This window comes from Brevibacillus sp. IT-7CA2 (assembly GCF_949767855.1).
Taxonomy (GTDB): Bacteria; Bacillota; Bacilli; order Brevibacillales; family Brevibacillaceae; genus Brevibacillus.
The window spans coordinates 415740-435187 of record NZ_CATKQT010000044.1 but is presented as its reverse complement, the minus strand read 5'-3'; the positions used below and the strand labels follow the sequence as shown (position 1 = coordinate 435187).

At 46.6% G+C, this 19448-nt stretch carries 24 protein-coding genes; 5 read left to right on the top strand and 19 right to left on the bottom strand.

Annotated elements, in window-relative coordinates; all coding sequences use genetic code 11:
* The first annotated feature begins 13 nt into the window (after window positions 1-13).
* Together ACM6JA_RS21745 and ACM6JA_RS21740 are read left to right on the top strand one after the other, a co-directional pair.
* The gene (locus ACM6JA_RS21745) at window positions 14-1021 is read left to right on the top strand and encodes an inorganic phosphate transporter (protein WP_007718489.1); all 1008 of its coding nucleotides are present in this window, start codon (window positions 14-16) and stop codon (window positions 1019-1021) included.
* 247 nt (window positions 1022-1268) lie between these two features.
* Entirely contained in the window at window positions 1269-1946 is a 678-nt protein-coding gene (locus tag ACM6JA_RS21740) for a GNAT family N-acetyltransferase (protein WP_414854002.1), read from the top strand.
* Between the two features lie 126 nt (window positions 1947-2072).
* Here ACM6JA_RS21740 and ACM6JA_RS21735 read toward each other — a convergent pair whose 3' ends face one another.
* The 6 genes from ACM6JA_RS21735 to ACM6JA_RS21710 all read right to left on the bottom strand — a co-directional run bounded on the left by ACM6JA_RS21735 (window position 2073) and on the right by ACM6JA_RS21710 (window position 7403).
* Window positions 2073-2630, bottom strand: a complete 558-nt coding sequence (locus ACM6JA_RS21735; RefSeq protein WP_414854001.1) for a DUF4825 domain-containing protein — start codon at window positions 2628-2630, stop codon at window positions 2073-2075.
* A complete protein-coding gene (locus ACM6JA_RS21730; protein ID WP_414854000.1) occupies window positions 2611-3300 on the bottom strand; it encodes a permease prefix domain 1-containing protein in 690 nt (229 codons plus the stop codon). The genes ACM6JA_RS21735 and ACM6JA_RS21730 overlap by 20 nt, the downstream gene beginning before the upstream one ends.
* The gene (locus ACM6JA_RS21725) at window positions 3300-3647 is read right to left on the bottom strand and encodes a PadR family transcriptional regulator (RefSeq protein ID WP_414853999.1); all 348 of its coding nucleotides are present in this window, start codon (window positions 3645-3647) and stop codon (window positions 3300-3302) included. The genes ACM6JA_RS21730 and ACM6JA_RS21725 overlap by 1 nt, the downstream gene beginning before the upstream one ends.
* Window positions 3648-3789: 142 nt before the next feature.
* Window positions 3790-5247: a hypothetical protein gene (locus ACM6JA_RS21720; RefSeq protein WP_414853998.1), complete on the bottom strand. Its 1458-nt coding sequence runs from the start codon at window positions 5245-5247 to the stop codon at window positions 3790-3792.
* Window positions 5228-5770: an RNA polymerase sigma factor gene (locus ACM6JA_RS21715; RefSeq protein WP_414853997.1), complete on the bottom strand. Its 543-nt coding sequence runs from the start codon at window positions 5768-5770 to the stop codon at window positions 5228-5230. Before ACM6JA_RS21715 ends, ACM6JA_RS21720 begins: the two co-directional genes overlap by 20 nt.
* Window positions 5771-5786: 16 nt before the next feature.
* Window positions 5787-7403, bottom strand: coding sequence for a YcdB/YcdC domain-containing protein (locus tag ACM6JA_RS21710; RefSeq protein WP_414853996.1), 1617 nt, complete (start codon window positions 7401-7403; stop codon window positions 5787-5789).
* A gap of 307 nt (window positions 7404-7710) precedes the next feature.
* Here ACM6JA_RS21710 and ACM6JA_RS21705 point away from each other — a divergent pair, with 307 nt between their 5' ends.
* Entirely contained in the window at window positions 7711-8100 is a 390-nt protein-coding gene (locus ACM6JA_RS21705; protein WP_414853995.1) for a cupredoxin domain-containing protein, read from the top strand.
* Here the strand turns inward: ACM6JA_RS21705 and ACM6JA_RS21700 are convergent.
* From ACM6JA_RS21700 to ACM6JA_RS21690, 3 genes are all read right to left on the bottom strand, one after another.
* Entirely contained in the window at window positions 8090-9310 is a 1221-nt protein-coding gene (locus ACM6JA_RS21700) for an MFS transporter (RefSeq protein ID WP_414853994.1), read from the bottom strand. The two genes, ACM6JA_RS21705 and ACM6JA_RS21700, sit on opposite strands and share 11 nt — an antisense overlap.
* A 67-nt stretch (window positions 9311-9377) precedes the next feature.
* Window positions 9378-10313, bottom strand: a complete 936-nt coding sequence (locus ACM6JA_RS21695; protein WP_414853993.1) for a 4-hydroxy-3-methylbut-2-enyl diphosphate reductase — start codon at window positions 10311-10313, stop codon at window positions 9378-9380.
* Between the two features lie 60 nt (window positions 10314-10373).
* A complete protein-coding gene (locus ACM6JA_RS21690) occupies window positions 10374-11303 on the bottom strand; it encodes a ketopantoate reductase family protein (RefSeq protein ID WP_414853992.1) in 930 nt (309 codons plus the stop codon).
* 225 nt (window positions 11304-11528) lie between these two features.
* Here ACM6JA_RS21690 and glnA point away from each other — a divergent pair, with 225 nt between their 5' ends.
* Window positions 11529-12947, top strand: a complete 1419-nt coding sequence (gene glnA / locus ACM6JA_RS21685; RefSeq protein ID WP_390235046.1) for a type I glutamate--ammonia ligase — start codon at window positions 11529-11531, stop codon at window positions 12945-12947.
* Window positions 12948-13068: 121 nt separating this feature from the next.
* Window positions 13069-13782 carry a L,D-transpeptidase family protein gene (locus ACM6JA_RS21680; protein WP_414853991.1) on the top strand — a complete coding sequence of 238 codons (714 nt, stop codon included), beginning with the start codon at window positions 13069-13071 and terminating at the stop codon, window positions 13780-13782.
* Window positions 13783-13805: 23 nt separating this feature from the next.
* Here the strand turns inward: ACM6JA_RS21680 and ACM6JA_RS21675 are convergent, their stop codons facing one another.
* The 10 genes from ACM6JA_RS21675 to ACM6JA_RS21630 all read right to left on the bottom strand — a co-directional run bounded on the left by ACM6JA_RS21675 (window position 13806) and on the right by ACM6JA_RS21630 (window position 19376).
* Window positions 13806-14090 (bottom strand): hypothetical protein, encoded by a 285-nt coding sequence (locus ACM6JA_RS21675; protein WP_039960314.1) that lies wholly within the window; start codon window positions 14088-14090, stop codon window positions 13806-13808.
* A gap of 84 nt (window positions 14091-14174) precedes the next feature.
* On the bottom strand, window positions 14175-14261 hold the full coding sequence (locus ACM6JA_RS21670) for a YjcZ family sporulation protein (protein ID WP_173616997.1): 87 nt from the start codon (window positions 14259-14261) through the stop codon (window positions 14175-14177).
* 114 nt (window positions 14262-14375) lie between these two features.
* Window positions 14376-14786 (bottom strand): hypothetical protein, encoded by a 411-nt coding sequence (locus tag ACM6JA_RS21665; protein WP_414854170.1) that lies wholly within the window; start codon window positions 14784-14786, stop codon window positions 14376-14378.
* Window positions 14787-14962: 176 nt separating this feature from the next.
* The gene (locus ACM6JA_RS21660; RefSeq protein WP_414853990.1) at window positions 14963-15517 is read right to left on the bottom strand and encodes a delta-aminolevulinic acid dehydratase; all 555 of its coding nucleotides are present in this window, start codon (window positions 15515-15517) and stop codon (window positions 14963-14965) included.
* 264 nt (window positions 15518-15781) lie between these two features.
* Window positions 15782-16276 carry a hypothetical protein gene (locus ACM6JA_RS21655; RefSeq protein WP_039960318.1) on the bottom strand — a complete coding sequence of 165 codons (495 nt, stop codon included), beginning with the start codon at window positions 16274-16276 and terminating at the stop codon, window positions 15782-15784.
* 195 nt (window positions 16277-16471) lie between these two features.
* Window positions 16472-16636, bottom strand: coding sequence for a hypothetical protein (locus ACM6JA_RS21650; RefSeq protein ID WP_414853989.1), 165 nt, complete (start codon window positions 16634-16636; stop codon window positions 16472-16474).
* Window positions 16637-16691: 55 nt separating this feature from the next.
* Window positions 16692-17540, bottom strand: a complete 849-nt coding sequence (locus ACM6JA_RS21645; RefSeq protein WP_414853988.1) for an energy-coupling factor ABC transporter ATP-binding protein — start codon at window positions 17538-17540, stop codon at window positions 16692-16694.
* The gene (gene cbiQ / locus ACM6JA_RS21640; RefSeq protein WP_414853987.1) at window positions 17537-18334 is read right to left on the bottom strand and encodes a cobalt ECF transporter T component CbiQ; all 798 of its coding nucleotides are present in this window, start codon (window positions 18332-18334) and stop codon (window positions 17537-17539) included. Before cbiQ ends, ACM6JA_RS21645 begins: the two co-directional genes overlap by 4 nt.
* Window positions 18331-18615: an energy-coupling factor ABC transporter substrate-binding protein gene (locus ACM6JA_RS21635; RefSeq protein WP_414853986.1), complete on the bottom strand. Its 285-nt coding sequence runs from the start codon at window positions 18613-18615 to the stop codon at window positions 18331-18333. The genes cbiQ and ACM6JA_RS21635 overlap by 4 nt, the downstream gene beginning before the upstream one ends.
* A complete protein-coding gene (locus ACM6JA_RS21630) occupies window positions 18612-19376 on the bottom strand; it encodes an energy-coupling factor ABC transporter permease (RefSeq protein ID WP_414853985.1) in 765 nt (254 codons plus the stop codon). Before ACM6JA_RS21630 ends, ACM6JA_RS21635 begins: the two co-directional genes overlap by 4 nt.
* Window positions 19377-19448 lie beyond the last annotated feature (72 nt).

The window sequence follows — 19448 nt, the reverse complement described above, 5'->3', positions numbered from 1 at the left end:
GAGACCTACTTTCATGCATACGAGCCTTCCTCTTGTTATTGCGGTTATTATCCTGGCTGTTTCCTTTGACTTTATCAACGGATTTCATGATACAGCCAATGCCATTGCAACCACCGTATCCACCAAAGCTCTCCCGCCTAAAATTGCCATTGCTCTAGCAGCTATCATGAATTTTATCGGTGCCCTGACATTTACCGGGGTCGCCAAAACTATTGGTGGAGATATCGCCGATCCAGCCAAGCTGGAATTCGGTGTGCTTGTGGTCATGGCAGCTCTCTTGTCTGCGATCCTTTGGAATTTGATTACGTGGTGGTACGGTATCCCGAGTAGTTCGTCTCATGCCCTCATCGGCTCACTCGTAGGTGCAGTCCTCGCTTCCGCCGGGAGCGCGCAAATCAACTGGGCTGGTTTTTTAAAAATCTTCCAGGCGCTTATTGTGTCACCGGTTATCGCGCTGGTTGCCGCTTACCTCATGATGAATTTGGTTTATTTCATTTTTAGTCGGATCATGATTCCCCCTACCAAGGTTAATCGAGGTTTTCGCCTCTTTCAGATTTTCACGGCGGCCCTGCAATCCTTTACACACGGAACCAATGACGCACAAAAAGCGATGGGCATTATCGTGTTCGCTCTTGTAGCCGCTGACCTGCATGCAGATACGAGCACGATTCCTTTTTGGGTGCAGTTCATTTGTGCGCTCGCGATGGGCTTGGGAACCTCTGTCGGAGGCTGGAAAATCATCAAGACCGTCGGGGGAAAAATCACCAAGATTGAACCAATCAATGGAGCCACGGCCGACCTCACATCGTCCTCGATCATTTTTACCTTTACGCAGTTAGGGTTGCCTGTGAGCTCTACCCATGTCATCTCTTCCGGGATTATGGGGGTCGGCGCAGCCAAACGGCTAAAGAGCGTCAATTGGGGCGTCGCCAAACGCATCGTGATCACTTGGTTTATTACGCTGCCGATCTCTGCCTTACTGGCTGCGGCCATCTATTTGTTGTTACATGTATTTATCTAAAAGCAAAAGGGACGAGTAACGGGCTCGCCCCTTTTATCTTTTATCCGAATAAAAACCCAAGTAAGACTAGCGCGGAGAACCGTATCTCAAATGACGGCAAGTTTACTTGTTGAAACGAAGAGAAGACAGTTCAAACAGCTTCTGAAAGATGATATCTTGAATACAGATTATGCCGAGAGCGAGTGATCTTTGATGATAATTAAATTGTACAGGGAAAGGGTGAGTGATCAATAGAGGAGGTGAGCCTTTGTACAACCATTTAGAACTAATGAGCATTCAAGCAAGAGTACTCTATATTCATGATCATGCTGGACGTATCACAACGATTAATGAGCCAACGAACCAGCCTGCTCCTCGATTTTTTTGGGGACAGACCGTTGCTGGCAGTATTGTAAGATTTCACAGCGACGTACCGAATCGCATAATCCATGAAATCATACAATCCCTGAATCAGGGTGATTCAACCGAGCAACTGCCTCATGTTATTCACGCGTTGGAGAAAGACAGAAAAATTAGAAGCTTATGGATGGGGCCGGCTTTTACATTTCATGAAACCGTAAAGGATTACACAGACGCCACCTTGGTCACTGAAGAGAATAAGCACTGCTTGGAACCAGGGTTTCCTACCCTTTTATCGGAACTGAAGTTTCGAGGACCTTGTTTTATGGTGACGGAAAACAACATGGCCGTATCTGTCTGTTTTAGCGCAAGAAGTAGCGATAAGGCTGCAGAGGCCGGAGTCGAGACATTGAAAGATTATAGAGGAAAAGGATATGCGATGTACGTAACGTCCTCATGGGCCCAAGCGATAAGACGGTCTCAAAGGATTCCTTTATATAGTACATCATGGGATAATTATTCTTCGCTGTCCATTGCTAAACGCCTTCGTCTTCACCTTTATGGAACGGATATTTCGATATATTAAGGTTTACATCAAAATGAAAGGCCATTCCGGAAAGGATGGCCTCTATTTCCCCTCTTCCCCTTTTGTTCGATCCAAAAATTAAAAAAGCAATGCATAACATAGAAGCTCCTTTGCATTGCTTTTGTCTTACTCATTTATAAGCTGTTTCATACCCTCTTCAACAAATTTATCATCCCGCAACTTGTCTTGCACACTTGTTCGCCACTTTTCTTTCGTCAACAACGATGCTAAATCTTCACCGAAGAGGCCCTGCATGGCAACCCGTGTGGCAACAATCATAGTATCTGAAAAACGGTATTCGATTGTTTGCAAATTGTCTACCAGTGCAAAGGCAGACACAGAGTTATACAGCATCGCTTGCTTGAACAATTTCGCCTCGACGTCGGTCGTCTTGTCCTCGTAATGGATCTCAATCGTAAACTTCTCCGGACGAAGCTGAAAGGTTCTCTTGAGCTGATCCAACGGCAGATGATTGAACATAACCAGATTCGAAGTAGCGCCCATGTACTTGTTTTTGTATGGCAAAATGGATTCCAAATCGTGAGTCAGCGGGCTTTGCTGAGCCAATTGATATTGCTCTGATTGCGCTTCGTTCTCCGGGATAATGACGATCTGAATGACCATGAACAGGACAACCCCGATGAGAACCAAGGCAAGTATGATTTTATTTCGCAATGACGTCACCTTCCCCTACATCGTATTTCAAAATAAGCCGCGGAATGGCGTGGAGCCACAGTGGTATAAGGATAGAAAGAAAAGGCAGCGCATATGATAAGGCAACGTTAGCGAATTGATAAGGTCCAGTAAGATTCACTGGCGTTGAAAACCATAGATTACTGCCAAAATAGAGCGCAGTCGTAAAGACGAGTGTCCCGACAATATAAAGCGCCCACAGCATCCAGCCTGTTTTTCGCAGCAAAAAGGCAAACCGCACATTCATGCTGGTCAAATGATGTGAGGAAGCCGGTCGATTGATACCTAACAAGATCAAATAGACGATTCCGATGAGGATGCAAATCGCAAACAGACTATAGTTCAAAAAGATACCCATGCCCCAAATTCGCAGAGGCATAGTCACGATCCAGGCAATGAGTACGTACAACAATCCGAGCTGCAACAACTCTTGTAAAAATAGAAATATGTATACCTGGCGGCGTTCTCCAACAATCGAATCAATCGAAGGGAGATTGGCCTTTGCTTTTTTCACCGCTTCATCCAGTGATAGCCCATCTGCAACCAAGTCGGCGACCTTTGCCTCCAAATTGCTCAATACTTCCCATTTGAGCTCCTCGATTTGTTTACTTCCTCTATATTTTTGAAACAATTGATCGACATAGTGCTGTAAACTCTCCATCACACTTCCTCCCGCCTTTCGATGAGCTGGTCAATCAATTCTTTGGCGACTTTCCAGGATGCCAGCGCTTTTTCGTACGCCTCTCTCCCTGCTTCTGTCACCTGATAATATTTGCGTCTGCCCCCCTGGCTCTCATTTCCCCAGTACGAAGCGATCAGCTTGTGTGACTCTAATCTTTTCAGACTGGTATACAAGGAAGGCTCTTTCAGTTCGTAACGCCCGCCGCTATTTTTGAAAATGGCTTTGATGATTTCGTACCCATAGTTATCGCCGTCGCACAGGACACGAAGAATAATCGTATCGATATGACCACGGATAATGTCACTGCTGATACTGCTGTCACTCATCTCGTTCACCTCGCATCTACAGCATAATACATATTACTATGTATGACAAAGTAATATGTATTAAATTGCTTCTACTCACACAAAAAAACAAGACCACTCAAAAAGTTGAGATGGTCTTGAACAAATAGGCAGCCCGGTCGTTTTATTGTTTCACCTGGTACACCAGATAGGGTGCTGGCGTCCGTTTTCCGTTTAAATCCGGCCAAACATAAAGCAGTTCCAGTGAGGGACTATTCCTCTTGTTAGACTCTGTAGATGCTTTCCCTATCTCTGAAAAATTCCCTTCCAGGCCTACTACCTGTCTGCTGGTGCTATCCACCCAAACCTTATACTTGTGACTCTCCGCTCTTGCTCCTTGTGTAATGGCAATGAAGTCTAGCCTGATTGCTGAGTCTTCCACCGCCGCGCCCTCCATTGCAAGCTGTGTGATTTGTCTTGGCAAATAGTACGCTAGTTTTTTGGCACCGATTTGGGCTGCTTCTGCTTGGGACAGCTCTGGGGAAGTATGTGACTCCGTATTTGTTTTCATCCGATACGCCAACAGTTGGCCAGATTTCTTGGCAAACCTCGCAGTGAAATAAGTAGCATCTGTCATTTTCCACGTATATTCCATGTACGATTCGTGTTCTTCTGTTGATAATGGACGGTTATCCCCTCCGATACGTACACCGAACTCTTTCTGGATCAGAGTGGCTATCTCCTCATCTGATTTGGCCATGAGCAGCTTACCTTGTGCCTGAATCGGGATGAGGCTATAGCTACCAGTTGCTGCCACGCTCTGAAAGCGACGATCGAGGACTTCCCCGTTCAATGCGTTGATATAGCCTGCAAAAGTCGCTACTTCTTCTTGCTTCAAACTGGCTGTCAGCCTTTGTACTGCTTCCTCTTTGGAAATTGCTTTTTCTGGATTGGGAAATAGCGAGAGATCCCCTTCTGCATCGAGATTCTCTTCCATGACCATACCCGCTGGTGTTCGATCTGACTCCAAGTGAACCTTCACGACACTGTCGGCGAACGGTATACCGTTAATGACGCGTTGAAAAACAGCCGTATCTTTTTCCAGATGGTTAGAAGCGAGTTGATATTGCTTACTTTTTTCGCCTAATTTCTGCTTCATATATTGCTCGACAGACAGCGTTGGCGTATTGCTTGCCGTGGTTGCCGTTTTTGGCAGCGTTTGGGTTTTTGGGAGCGATTGTGATTGCGTAATGACACTCTGTTCTTTCTGTTTGGGCTGTTCTTTCACCTGGCTTATTTTCCGCTGCTCGGCAACAGGAGGAATATTCCTTTGCTCCGGTATGTCCTTCTCTTTTGCCAGTGAAGGCGCATTCTCTGCACGCTGCTCCGTACGTACACTGCTGGTCCCATCTGGTGCTTCTTTTCCGTCAGGCACAGCTACCAAGAGAGCCAGTACGACAGTTGCAGCTGCACCTCCTGCCATCGACAAGATACGGCCCACTTTTTTCCTCATCTTCATCTGCCTTGCCTGTTTAACCAGAATCTGATCCAAATAGGTGACAAATTCCTGACGAGGGGGTGGGTCTTGCCTTCTTAACCCGCGCAGTTGGACCGTCAGCTTCTCATCCTCTAGCCCACTCATTTAGAAAGCCCCCTTCCTCCGTATCATCCATCATTTCTTTGACCAGCTTTAATGCCCGATGGGTGTTTATTTTCACCTTGGATTCCGATACACCCAGGATTTCTGCCGTCTCCTTGATGCTGTATTCCTCGATGCAGCGCAAAATCAGAACCAGACGATAATGGGGCGCTAGCTTTTGGATCGCTTGCTTCAGCTCACGAACGTTTTCCCTCTTGGTCAGGACGTTTTCCGGACTCCCTTCCTTGGTCGCCAGCTTCATCAGCCAGTTTTCCGAGAAAAAGGACTTGACCTTCTGCTTGCGATGCTGGTCGATCGCCGCATGCTTGGCAATAGAGAAGAGCCATGTTTTCAGAGTGACTCTGCCATCAAATCTGGCGAGCCCTTTTAACACTCTCGTAAAAACCTCCTGCGTCAAATCCTCGGCATCATTCTGATTTCCGGTAAAATGGAGCAGAAAGTAGTAAACGTCCTGATAGTGAGCATGATAGATCGCGCTAATCCGCTGCTCGATATCCTCCTGCACGGGTTAGCCTCCTGTCTTAGTACGGACTTTTATGAAATTCAGCTGCAGTAGTAAATTTGCCGGTTAGGGCATCCATTTCTCGGTGGTCTAGAGATATGGCTGTTCTGTACACCAGAATGGGTTGATAGTTTGGGTTATCCGACAAAATATCGGCATCCGATGTGAAATATTGCAGCTCCAGTGGACGCACTTTCAAGTATTCCTTTAGCGCCTGCTCATGTGATACAGCCTTTTTGGGGTCAGGCAGAATAAGTGGTTCCCAAGATACATCCTCCATATGCAGACCTATCACCTCTCCCGTGATACGGTCTATTCTGATAGAAATCACATCATCCAGAACAGGAATCCCTTCGTGCACATTTACAAACTTGAAGCCCTGCACAGCGCCTCTCTGTCGAAACTCTGCTGTCCCAATCGGCATCACTTCTTTTAAATGCTTTGGTCCGTACTTTTCCAGCGCAGTAATAGCTAGTTTCATCGATTCTTCTGGAGTTAGCCATTTCTTTCCGTTTGGATCTTCTTTAGGGTCTTCTTTTTCTCCCTTTCTCTTGTCAACCACACCGTAGCTCATGAATCGTCCTGTTTCTTCCTCCGTTATAATGATAGCCTCAAAGTCTTTATTGATTTCATGTGTATATTCCTTACCTTTCGTATCTTCAGAAATGCCTTCTTTTATTTTTTCAGCTTTGCTCTCGATCCCAAAAGCAGCGAACATAGCTGCTGCTTCCTCTGTCGTCTTTACGGTTACTTCCTTACCGACAGGATTCACTCTGACAATAGGATTATAAGCACTCCCCGAACCTTCATAATCAGGAACTTCCTTGCCTGTTTTGGCATCGATAAATTCCGAGAATTCCGATTTGTAGCGTAAGGTAGGAGAGCCATACAAGTATTTCTTCGTTTTCTCGTCCGATCCCTCTGCTGGCTGTTTCAAATAAAAGAGCTTCAGGTGTTTGGCGAAGGCTTTTTCAGCCTGATCCTTGGATATAGCTTCCTTAGGATCAGCAAACTTCAAATCTTCGAGGGCTGGTGCATCATCGCCCCCGAGATTATATAAGCCTGACCCTTTCGATATGACTTCCCCCTTGCTGTTTACGGTTAGACGAACATTGATATTCAGATACGGAAGTCCGTTTACCAGTTTTGTAAAATGGGCCTCGTTGTCGTGTGAATAGTTAGGGTTATAGGCAAAGCCGCCCATATCTGGACCATACCATTGTTTCATAAAATCTGTTGCCTTACTCTTTACTTTGTCATGCTCAATCTCCGGCCTTCCTTCTTCGGGAAATTCCTCGTAGTAGCTAAACCCCTTGGGATTCCCTTGTTTATCCAAACTGAATTCAAAAGACGGTTTCTTCTTCTCCTTGGACGTTTGCAAGATGATGCTTATACGATTCGTTCCATCATCTTTTTCTAAAATCTCAAGCGTACTGTAAGAAAAATCGGCTAAATATGGCAGCCTTTCCTTTACCTTTTGGATTGCAAGCTCTACCTTCACTTTCCATTCAGGTGCAAGCTCCTTTGCCTTGCTCTCCTCCGCCAGCACTTGACCATTATTCGTCAGATGGATTGGCGTAGTAGCAAGTAAAGTTGCAGTTGTTACCGAAAAAATCACTTTATTCAGCTTTTTCATCATTTACGTCCTCCCGTATTTTTTTCAACGTTAATTAATCGTAAGAAATAGCAAAAGGTTACAAAAAATACAAAATAAAAAAGGCTGTTGAATCAATCATCCATCAACAGTCTTTTTTATTTTGCATTACAGGGAAAGTACAAGAAGTGCGGCCATACAGAAACTGATCATACCCGAAACGATTTTTTTCATACGTTTTTCCACCCCTTCTTCAATCGAATAGGGAAAAAGTGTTTATCCCCCTCACTCCGGGGACAGGATAATAGTAACTTCCCATGCTATGGTCCTCAAAGGAGTTGAAAGCAAAATGTCTCGTCACTGGTATCGGCAGCTTCGTTATCCAATCATCGCTCTGGCTGTGACATTAACGCTACTTTGGACACATCATCACCATCGCCTGCCCGCTTCGTACGCTATCGCGACGCGGACACATACCGTTACGATTTCTAGTGCTGGCTTTTTGCCCAATCAATTGACTGCACACGAAGGAGAGCGAGTCTCGTTGATGATCGTCAACACCGATACGCGCCCTCACAATCTATCCATTCGTGATCTGAACCTTACATCCACAGAACTGAAGCCGACCCAATCGACTCTTTTACAGTTTTCAGCAGCCAAACGCGGTCGGTTTCATTTCGTATCAGACGCACCTGGCTATCCGGAAACAGGCTTCCAAGGCATGCTCGTCATTGACTAGCTTGCACTTCTTCGTCTGGTGAGATTTGCTTCCACCGTCCGAATTTTATCATGAGCAGAGGAATGATCCCGATCGCGGTGATGATTCCAAAAAACAAATAAATGGCTAGCACCGAAAACGAATCTTTGATCCACCCTGCTACCAAATTACAAAACATCGCACCAAGCCCGCCTCCTACTGAAAAGAAGATGGCCAACGCCGTCACCTGAAGGGATGCGGGCGTATTTTCGCGCACAAATTGGGCTGCTGTCGCCAAATAAAAGCCTACTGAAATCCCTTGCACAAAGAACATGGCAATCACGGCAGTGGTACTCGGAGCTGAACTATACCAGAACCAGCGCATCGCGCAAAAAAACGCAGATAGCAAGAGCGTCAACTCCAGTCCCCACCTGCGGACAATATAGCCCGCCAACTTCATAAAAGGAGCCTCGCTACCTGCAAACAACAAGAAGGCAAGACCGATTCCGGCAACGGTTCCTCCGATATCCTGATAAAACAGGGAAAACCAAATATTATTGGCATTCACAGAGCCCATCATGCAAAACGATGAAATCAAAAACAGCGCAAATCGCGGAATACGCGCCAAATCCCTGATCCCCGCAAGCATACTGACCCGAAACCGCGAAGCCTCTGTCACTTCTTCCGGAACCTTCTGAAGAAACAGAATGGCAAGCAGAAATGCCAGGCAAAACGAGTAAAAAAGAACATGTGGCCCCCACTGCTCGACGAGAAGACCAGTGATGAATGCCGCTAGTGCAAAGCCAATGGCTCCCCACAAGCGAATGTCGCCGAACTGCATGCCATGTCCCTTGGCATAACCAAGAGCCAAGCTATCTGAGATGGGAACGACAGCACTTTGAAAAAAGGACAGCAGTATGTAGAGCAAAAATACGTAAACAAAGGTGGAAACACCCGTAAAGAGAAGTCCCACCAAGCCAGTGATGATCAATGTCAGAATCAGCACAGTTTTGCGAATTTGATAGCGATCACAGATCATACCCCACATCGGCTGTGCCACAATGGAAACAATCGGCGCGACTGCACTGATGAGACCGATTTGGGTCCCAGTTAGATGGATGGATTCGTAGTATTGCGTAATGAGCGGGGCAAAAGCGCCAAACCCGTAGTAAATAAAAAGATAAAGGGCGCAAAGACTTACGTATCTGCCTTTTGCGCCCCCCAGCCCTAAACCGGAAAGTGATTCTGGCATATAACTCTCCTATTTTGAGGTTAATTAACCGTGTAAGAAAACATAACGCAGAGCATGCCTACATCATTTATTTTACCGTTGGCAATATTTTCGCCATGTTGACGGTCCGTTTTTTCTCCCATGTAGCCGGGTTGAACTCATCGAACTGCTCCAGGAAGGATATGACTTCCTTTGTCAATGGAGTCGGCGTCGAAGCTCCAGAAGTTACCGCCACATTTTTCTTTCCACGCAGCCATTCAATGTCCAGCTCAGACAAATCAGCGATTCGATACGACGGAACATCCGCGATTTCTTCCGAGACCTGTGCCAAACGATTGGAGTTGTTGCTGCGCGGATCGCCTACGACAATGCACAAATCTGCCTCTCCAACTTGCCCTGCTACAGCTTCCTGACGAACCTGTGTAGCGAGACAAATTTCATTATGCACTTCCACGCCTGGAAAACGCTGAAGAATGGCGTCCATCAGATGTTTGACATCCCATTGGCTCATCGTCGTCTGGTTCGTTACGATCAGCTTGTCTGTCGGCAGATCGAGCGCGTTCAGCTCTTCCAGCTTTTGAACCAGATGTACGTGATCCGGCGCGATCCCCATAGCTCCCTCTGGCTCAGGATGTCCTTTTTTGCCGATGTAGAGCACATGATAGCCTTCTGCTACTTTTTCACGGATCAAATCATGTGTCTTCGTTACATCCGGGCAAGTCGCGTCGACGACGGTCAAGCCTTTATCGCGCGCTTTCTTGCGCACCTCAGGAGACACCCCATGAGCAGTGAAGATTACCGTTCCTTCATGGATCTGATCCAAGAGAGCCAGTCGATCCTCTCCATCCAATGTTTTTATCCCTTGTTTTTCAAACGCCTCGACGACGTGAGCATTGTGTACGATCATGCCCAAGATATGAATCGGGCGGGGCAAGTCAAAGTTTTGCGCTGTTCGCAGTGCCAAGACCATGGCATCCACTACACCGTAACAATATCCACGGGGGGAAATCTTGATGACTTCCATCTTTACCCCTCCTACTTTTTATTATGCGTGAGCGAAAGACATTTCACCCCGTATTATACCTTATTTGTCTCCTGCACGCTTCTGTTCGTAAACCTTCAGATTATTGTAGACAACTTTTAAAAGTGGCGTGGACAAGCCATTTTGTTCCGCTCTCTCCAAGAGATAGCCTTGAAGATGATCCGCTTCCACCGGAAGGTCTTTTTCCATATCACGCAGCATGGAAGATTTCGTTTGAGGACGCTGATTCTGGAAAGTCTCCATCTGCTTGTCGACAATATCCGGCTTGATTGGTGCCTCCAAAGCGTTCATGACAGATGTGATTTCCTCAGCGAGCTGACGTGTCAACTCTACGCCCCAAGCCGATTCCCGGATAGGTCCAACAGCGGAATTCATCAGCGTGGTAATACCGGAAAACGTCGCAATAAACAAGTATTTGTGCCAGGCTTCCCGTTGAATATTTGCGCTTGCACGCATCGTTCCGTTGATCTTGGAAAAAGCTTGCTCGATTCGCTCTACACGTTCGCTTTTGCCGCCTCCCCACTCACCGAAAACCGTATCATGAATAGGACTTGTCTGCACGACATCTCCGTCAGCATTCAGCGTCGTCTCAATAAAACAAAGACCTCCGAGCACGCGCTCCCGGCCAAAACGATCCCACAGCAGCTCCATATGCGCAATTCCATTCAATAGCGGAATGACGACCGTGTCCTGGCCTACGTACGGAGCGATGGCATCAACGCTATCTTCCAGCGTGTAAGCTTTGTTGGACAAAAGCACAACATCAAAAGGTCCTGCTTCCTCCCCTGCTTGAATCAGTTGTGGCTGTTCCAAATGCAAATCCCCATGAATGCTCTGAATGCGCAACCCTCGCTCCTGCAACTGTTTGTATCTACGTTCGCGCACAAGAAATGTTACATCTACCCCAGATTCAACCAGCCTGCCACCAAAATAACCGCCAATGCCCCCCGCTCCCAGTACGAGAACCTTCATCTATATCGCCTCCGCGTTTATAAGTCTTGGTTTGTCTACATTTTATTAGAAAGTAACCATTTTCTAAACCCCACAATATAATGTTAGAAAATCTGACAACGAACGTCAGAAAACCTCTTGACGAACAATATGAATTGTCTATATAATTCGGAATATAGAAACCAAGGAAAAACCGAACGTTGATAATGAATTTATAACTTTAATTCGTGAATGGAGTGAATCATGTTGGATATGAAAACAGTCTTGTCCACAATTGACGCAGAAAAAGTGGAATATGTAGATTTTCGCATCGTTGACCTGCTCGGCCGCCAACACCATGTCACAGTTCCTGCCTACGCGGTAGATGAAGGAACATTCCGCAATGGCGTTGCATTTGACGGCTCCAGTCTAATCGGCTACAAGTCCATTGAAGAAAGCGACATGGTAGCGATGCCCGATCCAGCAACGGCCTTCATCGATCCATTCGTAGAAGCCAAAACCATGAATATCATCTGCAACATCGTCAATCCAGACAACACCGTCTACACACGCGATCCTCGTGGCATTGCACTCAAGGCTGAAGCCTATCTGCAACAATCCGGCCTCGCTACCGCTGCTTACTTTGGTCCAGAATCCGAGTTCTTCCTCTTTGACAACGTACGCTATGCCTCTGGTCCGTCCGGCTCCTTCTTCCACATCGATTCAGAAGAAGCTTTCTGGAACACAGGAAAAGAAGGACAAAACCTCGGCTACAAAGTACGTAACAAGGGAGGATACTTCCCTGTTCAACCAACCGACTCCCAAATGGATATTCGCAATGAAATGTGCACGTTGATGACGAAATGCGGCATGTATGTGGAGCGCCATCACCATGAGGTGGCAACAGCCGGTCAAGGTGAGATTAATTTCCGCTTCGATACACTGACTCGTACAGCAGACAATCTATTACTGTTCAAATACATCGTGCGCAATGTAGCTGCCAAACACGGCAAAACTGCTACCTTCATGCCAAAACCAATCGTTGGAGACAACGGATCTGGTATGCACGTTCATCAAAGCTTGTTTAACGGCGATACCCCGTTGTTCTATGAGCAAGGCGGTTACGCAAATCTAAGTGAGACTGCGCTGCACTACATTGGCGGTATTTTGCACCACGCCCCTGCTCTGATCGCCTTGACGAACCCAAGCACCAACTCGTTCAAGCGTCTGGTTCCCGGCTACGAAGCACCCGTGAATTTGGTCTTCTCCAAAGGAAATCGCTCTGCTGCCGTTCGGATTCCGATTGCTGCCGTTACGCCAAAAGCATCTCGCATTGAGTTCCGCACCCCGGACTCTACTGCTAACCCGTACTTGGCTTTTGCTGCCATGCTGATGGCTGGCCTCGATGGAATCAAGCGCAAGCTCGACCCGCGTGAACTGGGCTTTGGCCCAATGGATAAAAACATCTACGACTTGTCCGATGCAGAAAAACACGAAATCAAGAGCGCTCCCGCCTCTCTCGCAGAAGCACTTGTCGCACTTGAACAAGACCATGACTTCTTGCTCGCGGGAGATGTCTTCACAAAAGAAGTAATTGAAGGCTGGATTGCACAAAAACGCGGTGAGATTGAGCAAGTCGAGCGGACTGTGAATCCGAAAGAGTATGAGCTGTATTACGACCTATAAGCAAAGAAACAGCCCTTCTCTGCTGAGGAGGGCTTTCACATGCTCCCGAATAAAATGCTGTTTCCATACACAAATTAAAGTTGTACTGTGAAAAAAACAGATGATCGGATGAACATTTACAATGGTGAATCGAACGATAACTCGCTTGCTCATTTGTTTTGCTGCAATTCTTCTCCTAACCGTAAGCTTTCCTGTTGAAATAGAAATCGGTCAAAAAATCGTTTACGCCGAGCATTCGTTACCAATCATAAGCGACCAAGGGATTATTACGATTGAGGTTTATCCTAGAAAACATAAGTTAATTGTCAAAAAGCATGGAAAAACAGTAAAAACTTATCAGGTTGCTGTTGGTAATCCTTCTACACCTACACCAGTTGGAGAATACAAAATCATATCCAAAGGAAAAGATTGGGGACCCTCATTCGGTCCACGATGGTTAGGTTTAAACGTCCCTTGGGGAATTTATGGCATCCACGGCACAAACAAGCCACACTCCATCGGACAGCATTTGAGCCATGGTTGTATCCGCATGCGAAACAACGACGTCATCGAACTGTTCAAGATGATTCCACTCGGAACAAAAGTAACGATTTATGGTCATATATTGGGGGACCCGAGCCACGATCCAAGAAGTTTAGCAGAAGGCGATGTTGGTGGAGATGTACAGCTCATCCAATCTCGATTGAAGAGCGCTGCTTATTATCACGGGGTATGCGATGGCAAGTTTCGATCCTCGACAACTGCAGCTCTAAAGAAATTTCAACGGGATCGAAAATTAATACCAAACGGTGTCGTGTCCAACAAGGTATACGAAGAGCTGGGATTGCTGGAATAAATCCCGACAAGATTCGTGATCCACTACATGAACCTTCTAAACATGCTTCCAATCCCATTTGTTCCTTGGAACGTTCTGAATACCTCGTTCGCTATGCGTACACCATTTAAAATGGAATCCATATCAAGGTTTAGATTGGAAACCCTTGGCGCTCTAGACTCTTTTCTCGTCCTACGGCTTGTTTTTGCCCACTCTTGATAATACTGACCAAGGGATTCAGGATTTTTTTGCAGCTTTCTGACCGAGACCTTATTTGACTTGAGCCAGTCAGAAAACTCAGGGGTAAAACCATTGATTTTTCTAGCCACTCTTCACTCTCACCTCATTTCATAAATGAATAATGCAAAGGGATTGTACGTCCCTTTGCATTACTCTTTTGCTAAACCCATTTCCTAATCACAATCACATCCGACAATGACAAGCAAAACAAACAGAACCAGGATCAGAGCAAAGTCATCAAAGCCATTAAAGATACCCATTCTGCCTCCTCCTTTCCTTAGACACAGTACTGTATGCGTATCGCGGATATTTTGCCTGTACCATGACCTACTAAGCAAAAAGGACGCAAGCATTTGCCTGCGCCCTTTTTCATGCTATTGCAGTCCGATTTGCGATTTTACTTGCAGAATCCCGCCTCGGAAAGAAAAATTCGCATTTGCTCCAATCGTCCCTTCTCCCTCGTACATGTAGACGATCGTGTGTCCTTCCTCTCCTGCTTTCCCAACCTCAGCAAGCAGTTCGCCTTCCCCGCCCACTATTTTTTTTACTTCCTCAAAGCTCATCCCATTTTCAATCTGTTCAAATTCACTCTTCGTGATCGTTGCTTTCTCTGTCGCCGTAGGAGCAGTCGCTTCTGATGCAGGCGTTTCTGGGGTAGCTGGTGTTGCTGGCGCGGTTGCCTCAGATGCTGGAGCCGTAACAGTTGGCGTTGCTGGCGAATCCGTTGATTGCCCGGAGCTACATCCAGCCAACATGATGGCGAAAGCCACTATGGAAAAAGCCATTTTTTTCAAGGAAATACCCCCTTATTGAAATGAATCTCCCCTACCATAATCCAAAATATGACTGTCAACAAGAATAACAACCTGACAATTCTCGACAAAGACGAATGGTACACCTAAGACTTCTCGGGCATAAGAATGCAAAAAGAGCCTAGTTCAAGGCTCCCTTTGCGTTGCAATTACTCTTTTACATAAAGCTGATACATCTCGGTTTCTTCATCAGTTGCTTTTGCGATTCGAAAAGCTTCTTCCACGCTTTTCTTGTTTTGAATTACCTCGTAGAAAAAGCGCAGTGCGAACATCAGCGCAGAATTTCCGTCCGGATAATCCTCTGGCCCGATATACGTCTGGCAACCACTGTCCAGAAAGGCCTTCGCTAATTCGGGATCACCAAGCGAGCATCCGTTACCTAACACGATTTTTCCATCCAGCTTGGCAAAACGCCTTACCTCGTCAGGACCAAAACCACCCTTTGGTTCTCCTTCCTCGTAAACGTCCTCGCCCAGCTCTGGCATGATGAGGCTTCCCTCATCGCCATGGAAATTCAGAATAATCATGTCGGTATTTGGGTATAGGTCGCTGCCATTCAATACATCGATCAAATCGCTTGGTCGACCAATCCAGTACGTAAAGACTCGGGCTCCAAAATACTCAAGTGTATTTCGGATTGCTTGGCTATCCAGGTCCGTATCCGGACCGACTACTAAGGCAACATTCATTTCAGGTTTACTCATCGTGATATTCCTCCATTTTGTTGTAAGTAGTTTTTATTTGTGGGTAGACAAAACCATTTACATGGAGGGGGTCGGGCCAACTGGTGAATGGCAAGACGTTACTTTTTGATCATCAAGTAGGAAAACTCCTCTTCAATTGGAATATTTTATAAATTTTCAGTAGTATATCATCCAAAACTTGGCATGTAAAGTTGTTCTGATATCCAAAATATCTATTCTTCCCCGATTGTGTGTACGAATGACCGTGATCTCGTTTTGCAGCAATTACGCAAATCCTTTTTTGATTTTGGACTTCATATCACGATACAGCTCTCCGTATGTAATCGCATGCTCGATATGCGAATAGGAAAGTACGGAATCGCCATCCTTGCTCTCGCAGCACGCAAAGAACAAGCTTTCCATCAGATTGTGATTTTCGATGGAATTGGTAATATGGACGCAATCCTCAATCGAATCATGAGCGTCATGCTTGTAAAAAAGAAACGTCCCTTCCTTGAACGCCCCTTTTTTGTTGGCGTCTTTCCAAATGAGCATGCCCAAGGTAATAAAGTACCCTTCCTGGAAACGGATGACACCTGTAATAACAGAATTAATCGTGGTCGGAATGATCGCAATCGAGTCATTGAGCTGATTGACGTATTCATACAACACTTTATTGGATTCTCGAAGATCAGCGATTGGTACATGAAGAAGCTGCTTGTCTCTTAATTTTTCTACGAGTTGCTGAACACATAGCGTCTTATTCAAAGTTGAAATCACAACCTCATCACTTCTCCCATTGTAAGTAAGTGCCTTCTTTACGTTATTCGTGATGAATGGACATATCCCTACAAAATTCGCACAAATCTTCTTACCCGCGGTCAAGATTTGCTCTACCGTAAATATTACTTAGACCATTCCATGCAAAAAAGCCCTTCATGCCTTATGTGGCGAAAAGGGCTTTTTGGCGCAAATTTACGCCTTTCCTTTTAAATAATCATCTTTTATCTTCTTTTCCTGCTCGACGGTAGTCATCTCTTTCTCCAATACTTGATACATCAGTTCATCCTTTACATGACGAGAGATTCCTTTTTCCTGATGATTCGGGACCGATGTGCTAGTGACAGAGTCTTGTTCCATACTGTGTACCTCCATGGCTTTTTGGGGTTAGCTTACCCGAAAGCGCCCACTCCATTCACCAAACCCGCTGAACACTGAGCATTTTTCGCAGCTCGTCGACCGAACGTGGAATATTACCGCCAAGTTCCCGCTTCCACTGTTCAGGCAGGGCCTCCCACACATCAACGAGCAACGGCATACCCAGATGAAGACTCTCCAGCATAGTTCTATTTTCCAATGCCTCCTGCGGATCTCCCGCGAACACAAGCCTGCCTTCATCCATGATGCAAATCCATTCTGCCCATTCAAAGGCAATATCCATATCATGTGTCGCCATCAAAACAGTCGTTCCTTGCCGGTGAATGGCATCGAGCTCCCGCAACAAATTTTTTGTCTGATAGCGATCCAGATACGCAGTAGGCTCGTCCAACAGCAAAAGCTCAGGCTCCATGACCATGACCCCCGCGAGTGCCAGACGCCGTTTTTGTCCCAGGCTCAAATGATGAATCGGAGCTTCTGCCAGTTCTCTCAATCCGAATGCATCCAGCACCTTTTCTACCTTTGCCCGGATTACGTCCTCAGGCAGCTTCTGATTGCATAAACCGTAGGATATATCTTCCGCGACCGTGCTTGCGATCAGCTGATGCTCGGGATCTTGAAAGACCAAGCCTACCTTTTGTGTCATCTCTTGCAGTGCGGCTCGTTTGTAGACCAGCGGTTTCCCCTTCCACAGCACCTGTCCCTGCTGTGGCTCGATGATCCCGTTTCCATGCAAGAACAAGGTCGACTTCCCACAGCCATTTCGTCCCAAAAGGACACATTTTTTCCCCTCTGGAATCCATAAGGACAGCCCTGACAGGACGGGGCCCCGCCCTCCCGGATACGTGTACTGCAAATCGATGAACTCCAACAACCGTGATGTCATAACCACCAACCTCCTGTCCACCACTCAAGCAGTACCAGCAGCATACAGCCTGCTATTGATTCCCACTCATAGCGGCGCGAGCGAGCATGTGTATGAAACGAGAGCACCTGCATGCTCTCCCCGAAGCCTCTAGCCGCCATTCCTTTGTGCAAAGCTTCGTATTTGCGCATTGCTCTGACAAACAATTGCGCAACGAGAACCCCTGTATCCCGAAGTGTCGCGCGGAAGCCGCGATGACCTCCGCGAGAACGTTGGGCAATCCATAGCTGATGAGAAATCGTTACCAACACAAAAATAAACCGATACATGATCATTAATAAGTCAGTCACAAGGACAGGCATACGAAGCCGGCGAAGCACCTGCAAGATTTCAGCAAACGGCACGGTAAACAAAATGAAGGCAAAGCAAGATAAGCTCGCCATGGTACGCCAAAATAAAACCCAAACTTTACTAAATGATGACGTAGGCACATAGAGCACATACGAACCCAACTCCCATGCTGCCGCGACCTGGACGTGTACTTCTCCTGCTCTCGCCCCTTCTACCAATAGGGCAGGGAGCCCCGCCACGAAAAACGAGAGCGACACGATCATAAAGACACCATAGATACGGACAGGAATCCGGGCATACACCACTACCCATACCGTCATCCAAACAACGACGGCCATCTGCATCCATACATGTCCCACCAAGACGAGTAGTAACAATGCACTCGCCAGCAATAGCTTATGAGCTGGCGGCAGACGTTTCAGCCTGTTTTGATAAGAGAGAGAATCTAGTTGCAGCCCGTTCATTTTTTCCGTTTATCCAAACGACCTTTGTACAAGCCTACAGCGTAGCCAACCACTCCCGCTCCCAACGCCGCCTGTACCGCAAACAATAGACTCTCCGTCTCTCCCCCTGGTGGTTCTATCAGCGGTTGAAACCACGGCTCGTAATTCGGAGCAATTTCCTTGATCGCTTCCTCTGCCACGCCGTCTGCGCCGCCAAATTCCGAATCCTGCACCAGCAACAGCGGGACAATCGCGAGTACGATTACCCCCGAGAGTAAAAGCCAGTTCCATCCTTTTTTCACAGCGATTCCTCCCGTTTGAGCAAACGAAGCTGTGTAAGCTCTTTTGCGTTGTAAGATAACAACCAGTTCCAAACAAGGACGGTCAACAGACCTTCACTGATTGCGAGCGGTACTTGCGTGAATGCAAAAATTCCTGCAAATTTGGCAAACGAGGCCAACACTCCACCAGATTCAGCTGGAAATGCGAGTGCCAGTTGAATCGAAGTCACCACATAGGTAGCGAGGTCAGCCAAAGCAGCCGCCGCAAAAACAGCCAGACGTTGGCTTCCGTTGACCTTCATGATCATCCGATAGATTCCGAATGCCACTAGTGGTCCTACTACAGCCATGGATACAGCATTTGCCCCTAGTGTAGTCAAACCTCCATGTGCCAAAAGCAAGGCTTGAAACAAGAGCACCATGCTCCCTAACACAGACATCGCAAAAGGCCCAAACATAATGGCGCCAAGCCCCGTTCCAGTCGGGTGAGAGCTGCTGCCTGTAACCGAAGGGATTTTCAATGCAGATAAAACAAACGCAAACGCTCCAGCAACGCCAATAAGGAGCTTCATTTCGGGATGTTCTTTGACAATCTTGTTAATCGAGCGAATCCCAAGAATAAAAAATGGCAAGAAGACAGCCCACCAAAATAAGGCCCAGGATAATGGCAAATACCCTTCCATGATGTGCATCGCATGTCCTGTCTCTGGTTCATTGAGCAAAAAATACAGGACAAAGCCAGCGATCATCAGACAAGTTGATACGAGACGAGATCGATTCATGTTCATTCCTCCTTCACTGACTTTCGTTCTTTGCCTACAAACAAAAAAATCCCATCCATCAATGGACGAGAT

Coding starts and splice junctions, on each gene's coding strand:
- ACM6JA_RS21745 (WP_007718489.1), top strand. CDS start 14: ATGCATACGAGCCTTCCTCTTGTTATTGCGGTTATTATCCTGGCTGTT.
- ACM6JA_RS21730 (WP_414854000.1), bottom strand. CDS start 3,300: ATGGAGAGTTTACAGCACTATGTCGATCAATTGTTTCAAAAATATAGA.
- ACM6JA_RS21725 (WP_414853999.1), bottom strand. CDS start 3,647: ATGAGTGACAGCAGTATCAGCAGTGACATTATCCGTGGTCATATCGAT.
- ACM6JA_RS21720 (WP_414853998.1), bottom strand. CDS start 5,247: ATGAGTGGGCTAGAGGATGAGAAGCTGACGGTCCAACTGCGCGGGTTA.
- ACM6JA_RS21710 (WP_414853996.1), bottom strand. CDS start 7,403: ATGAAAAAGCTGAATAAAGTGATTTTTTCGGTAACAACTGCAACTTTA.
- ACM6JA_RS21705 (WP_414853995.1), top strand. CDS start 7,711: ATGTCTCGTCACTGGTATCGGCAGCTTCGTTATCCAATCATCGCTCTG.
- ACM6JA_RS21700 (WP_414853994.1), bottom strand. CDS start 9,310: ATGCCAGAATCACTTTCCGGTTTAGGGCTGGGGGGCGCAAAAGGCAGA.
- ACM6JA_RS21695 (WP_414853993.1), bottom strand. CDS start 10,313: ATGGAAGTCATCAAGATTTCCCCCCGTGGATATTGTTACGGTGTAGTG.
- ACM6JA_RS21690 (WP_414853992.1), bottom strand. CDS start 11,303: ATGAAGGTTCTCGTACTGGGAGCGGGGGGCATTGGCGGTTATTTTGGT.
- ACM6JA_RS21680 (WP_414853991.1), top strand. CDS start 13,069: ATGGTGAATCGAACGATAACTCGCTTGCTCATTTGTTTTGCTGCAATT.
- ACM6JA_RS21670 (WP_173616997.1), bottom strand. CDS start 14,261: ATGGGTATCTTTAATGGCTTTGATGACTTTGCTCTGATCCTGGTTCTG.
- ACM6JA_RS21665 (WP_414854170.1), bottom strand. CDS start 14,786: ATGGCTTTTTCCATAGTGGCTTTCGCCATCATGTTGGCTGGATGTAGC.
- ACM6JA_RS21660 (WP_414853990.1), bottom strand. CDS start 15,517: ATGAGTAAACCTGAAATGAATGTTGCCTTAGTAGTCGGTCCGGATACG.
- ACM6JA_RS21650 (WP_414853989.1), bottom strand. CDS start 16,636: ATGGAACAAGACTCTGTCACTAGCACATCGGTCCCGAATCATCAGGAA.
- ACM6JA_RS21645 (WP_414853988.1), bottom strand. CDS start 17,540: ATGACATCACGGTTGTTGGAGTTCATCGATTTGCAGTACACGTATCCG.
- cbiQ (WP_414853987.1), bottom strand. CDS start 18,334: ATGAACGGGCTGCAACTAGATTCTCTCTCTTATCAAAACAGGCTGAAA.
- ACM6JA_RS21630 (WP_414853985.1), bottom strand. CDS start 19,376: ATGAATCGATCTCGTCTCGTATCAACTTGTCTGATGATCGCTGGCTTT.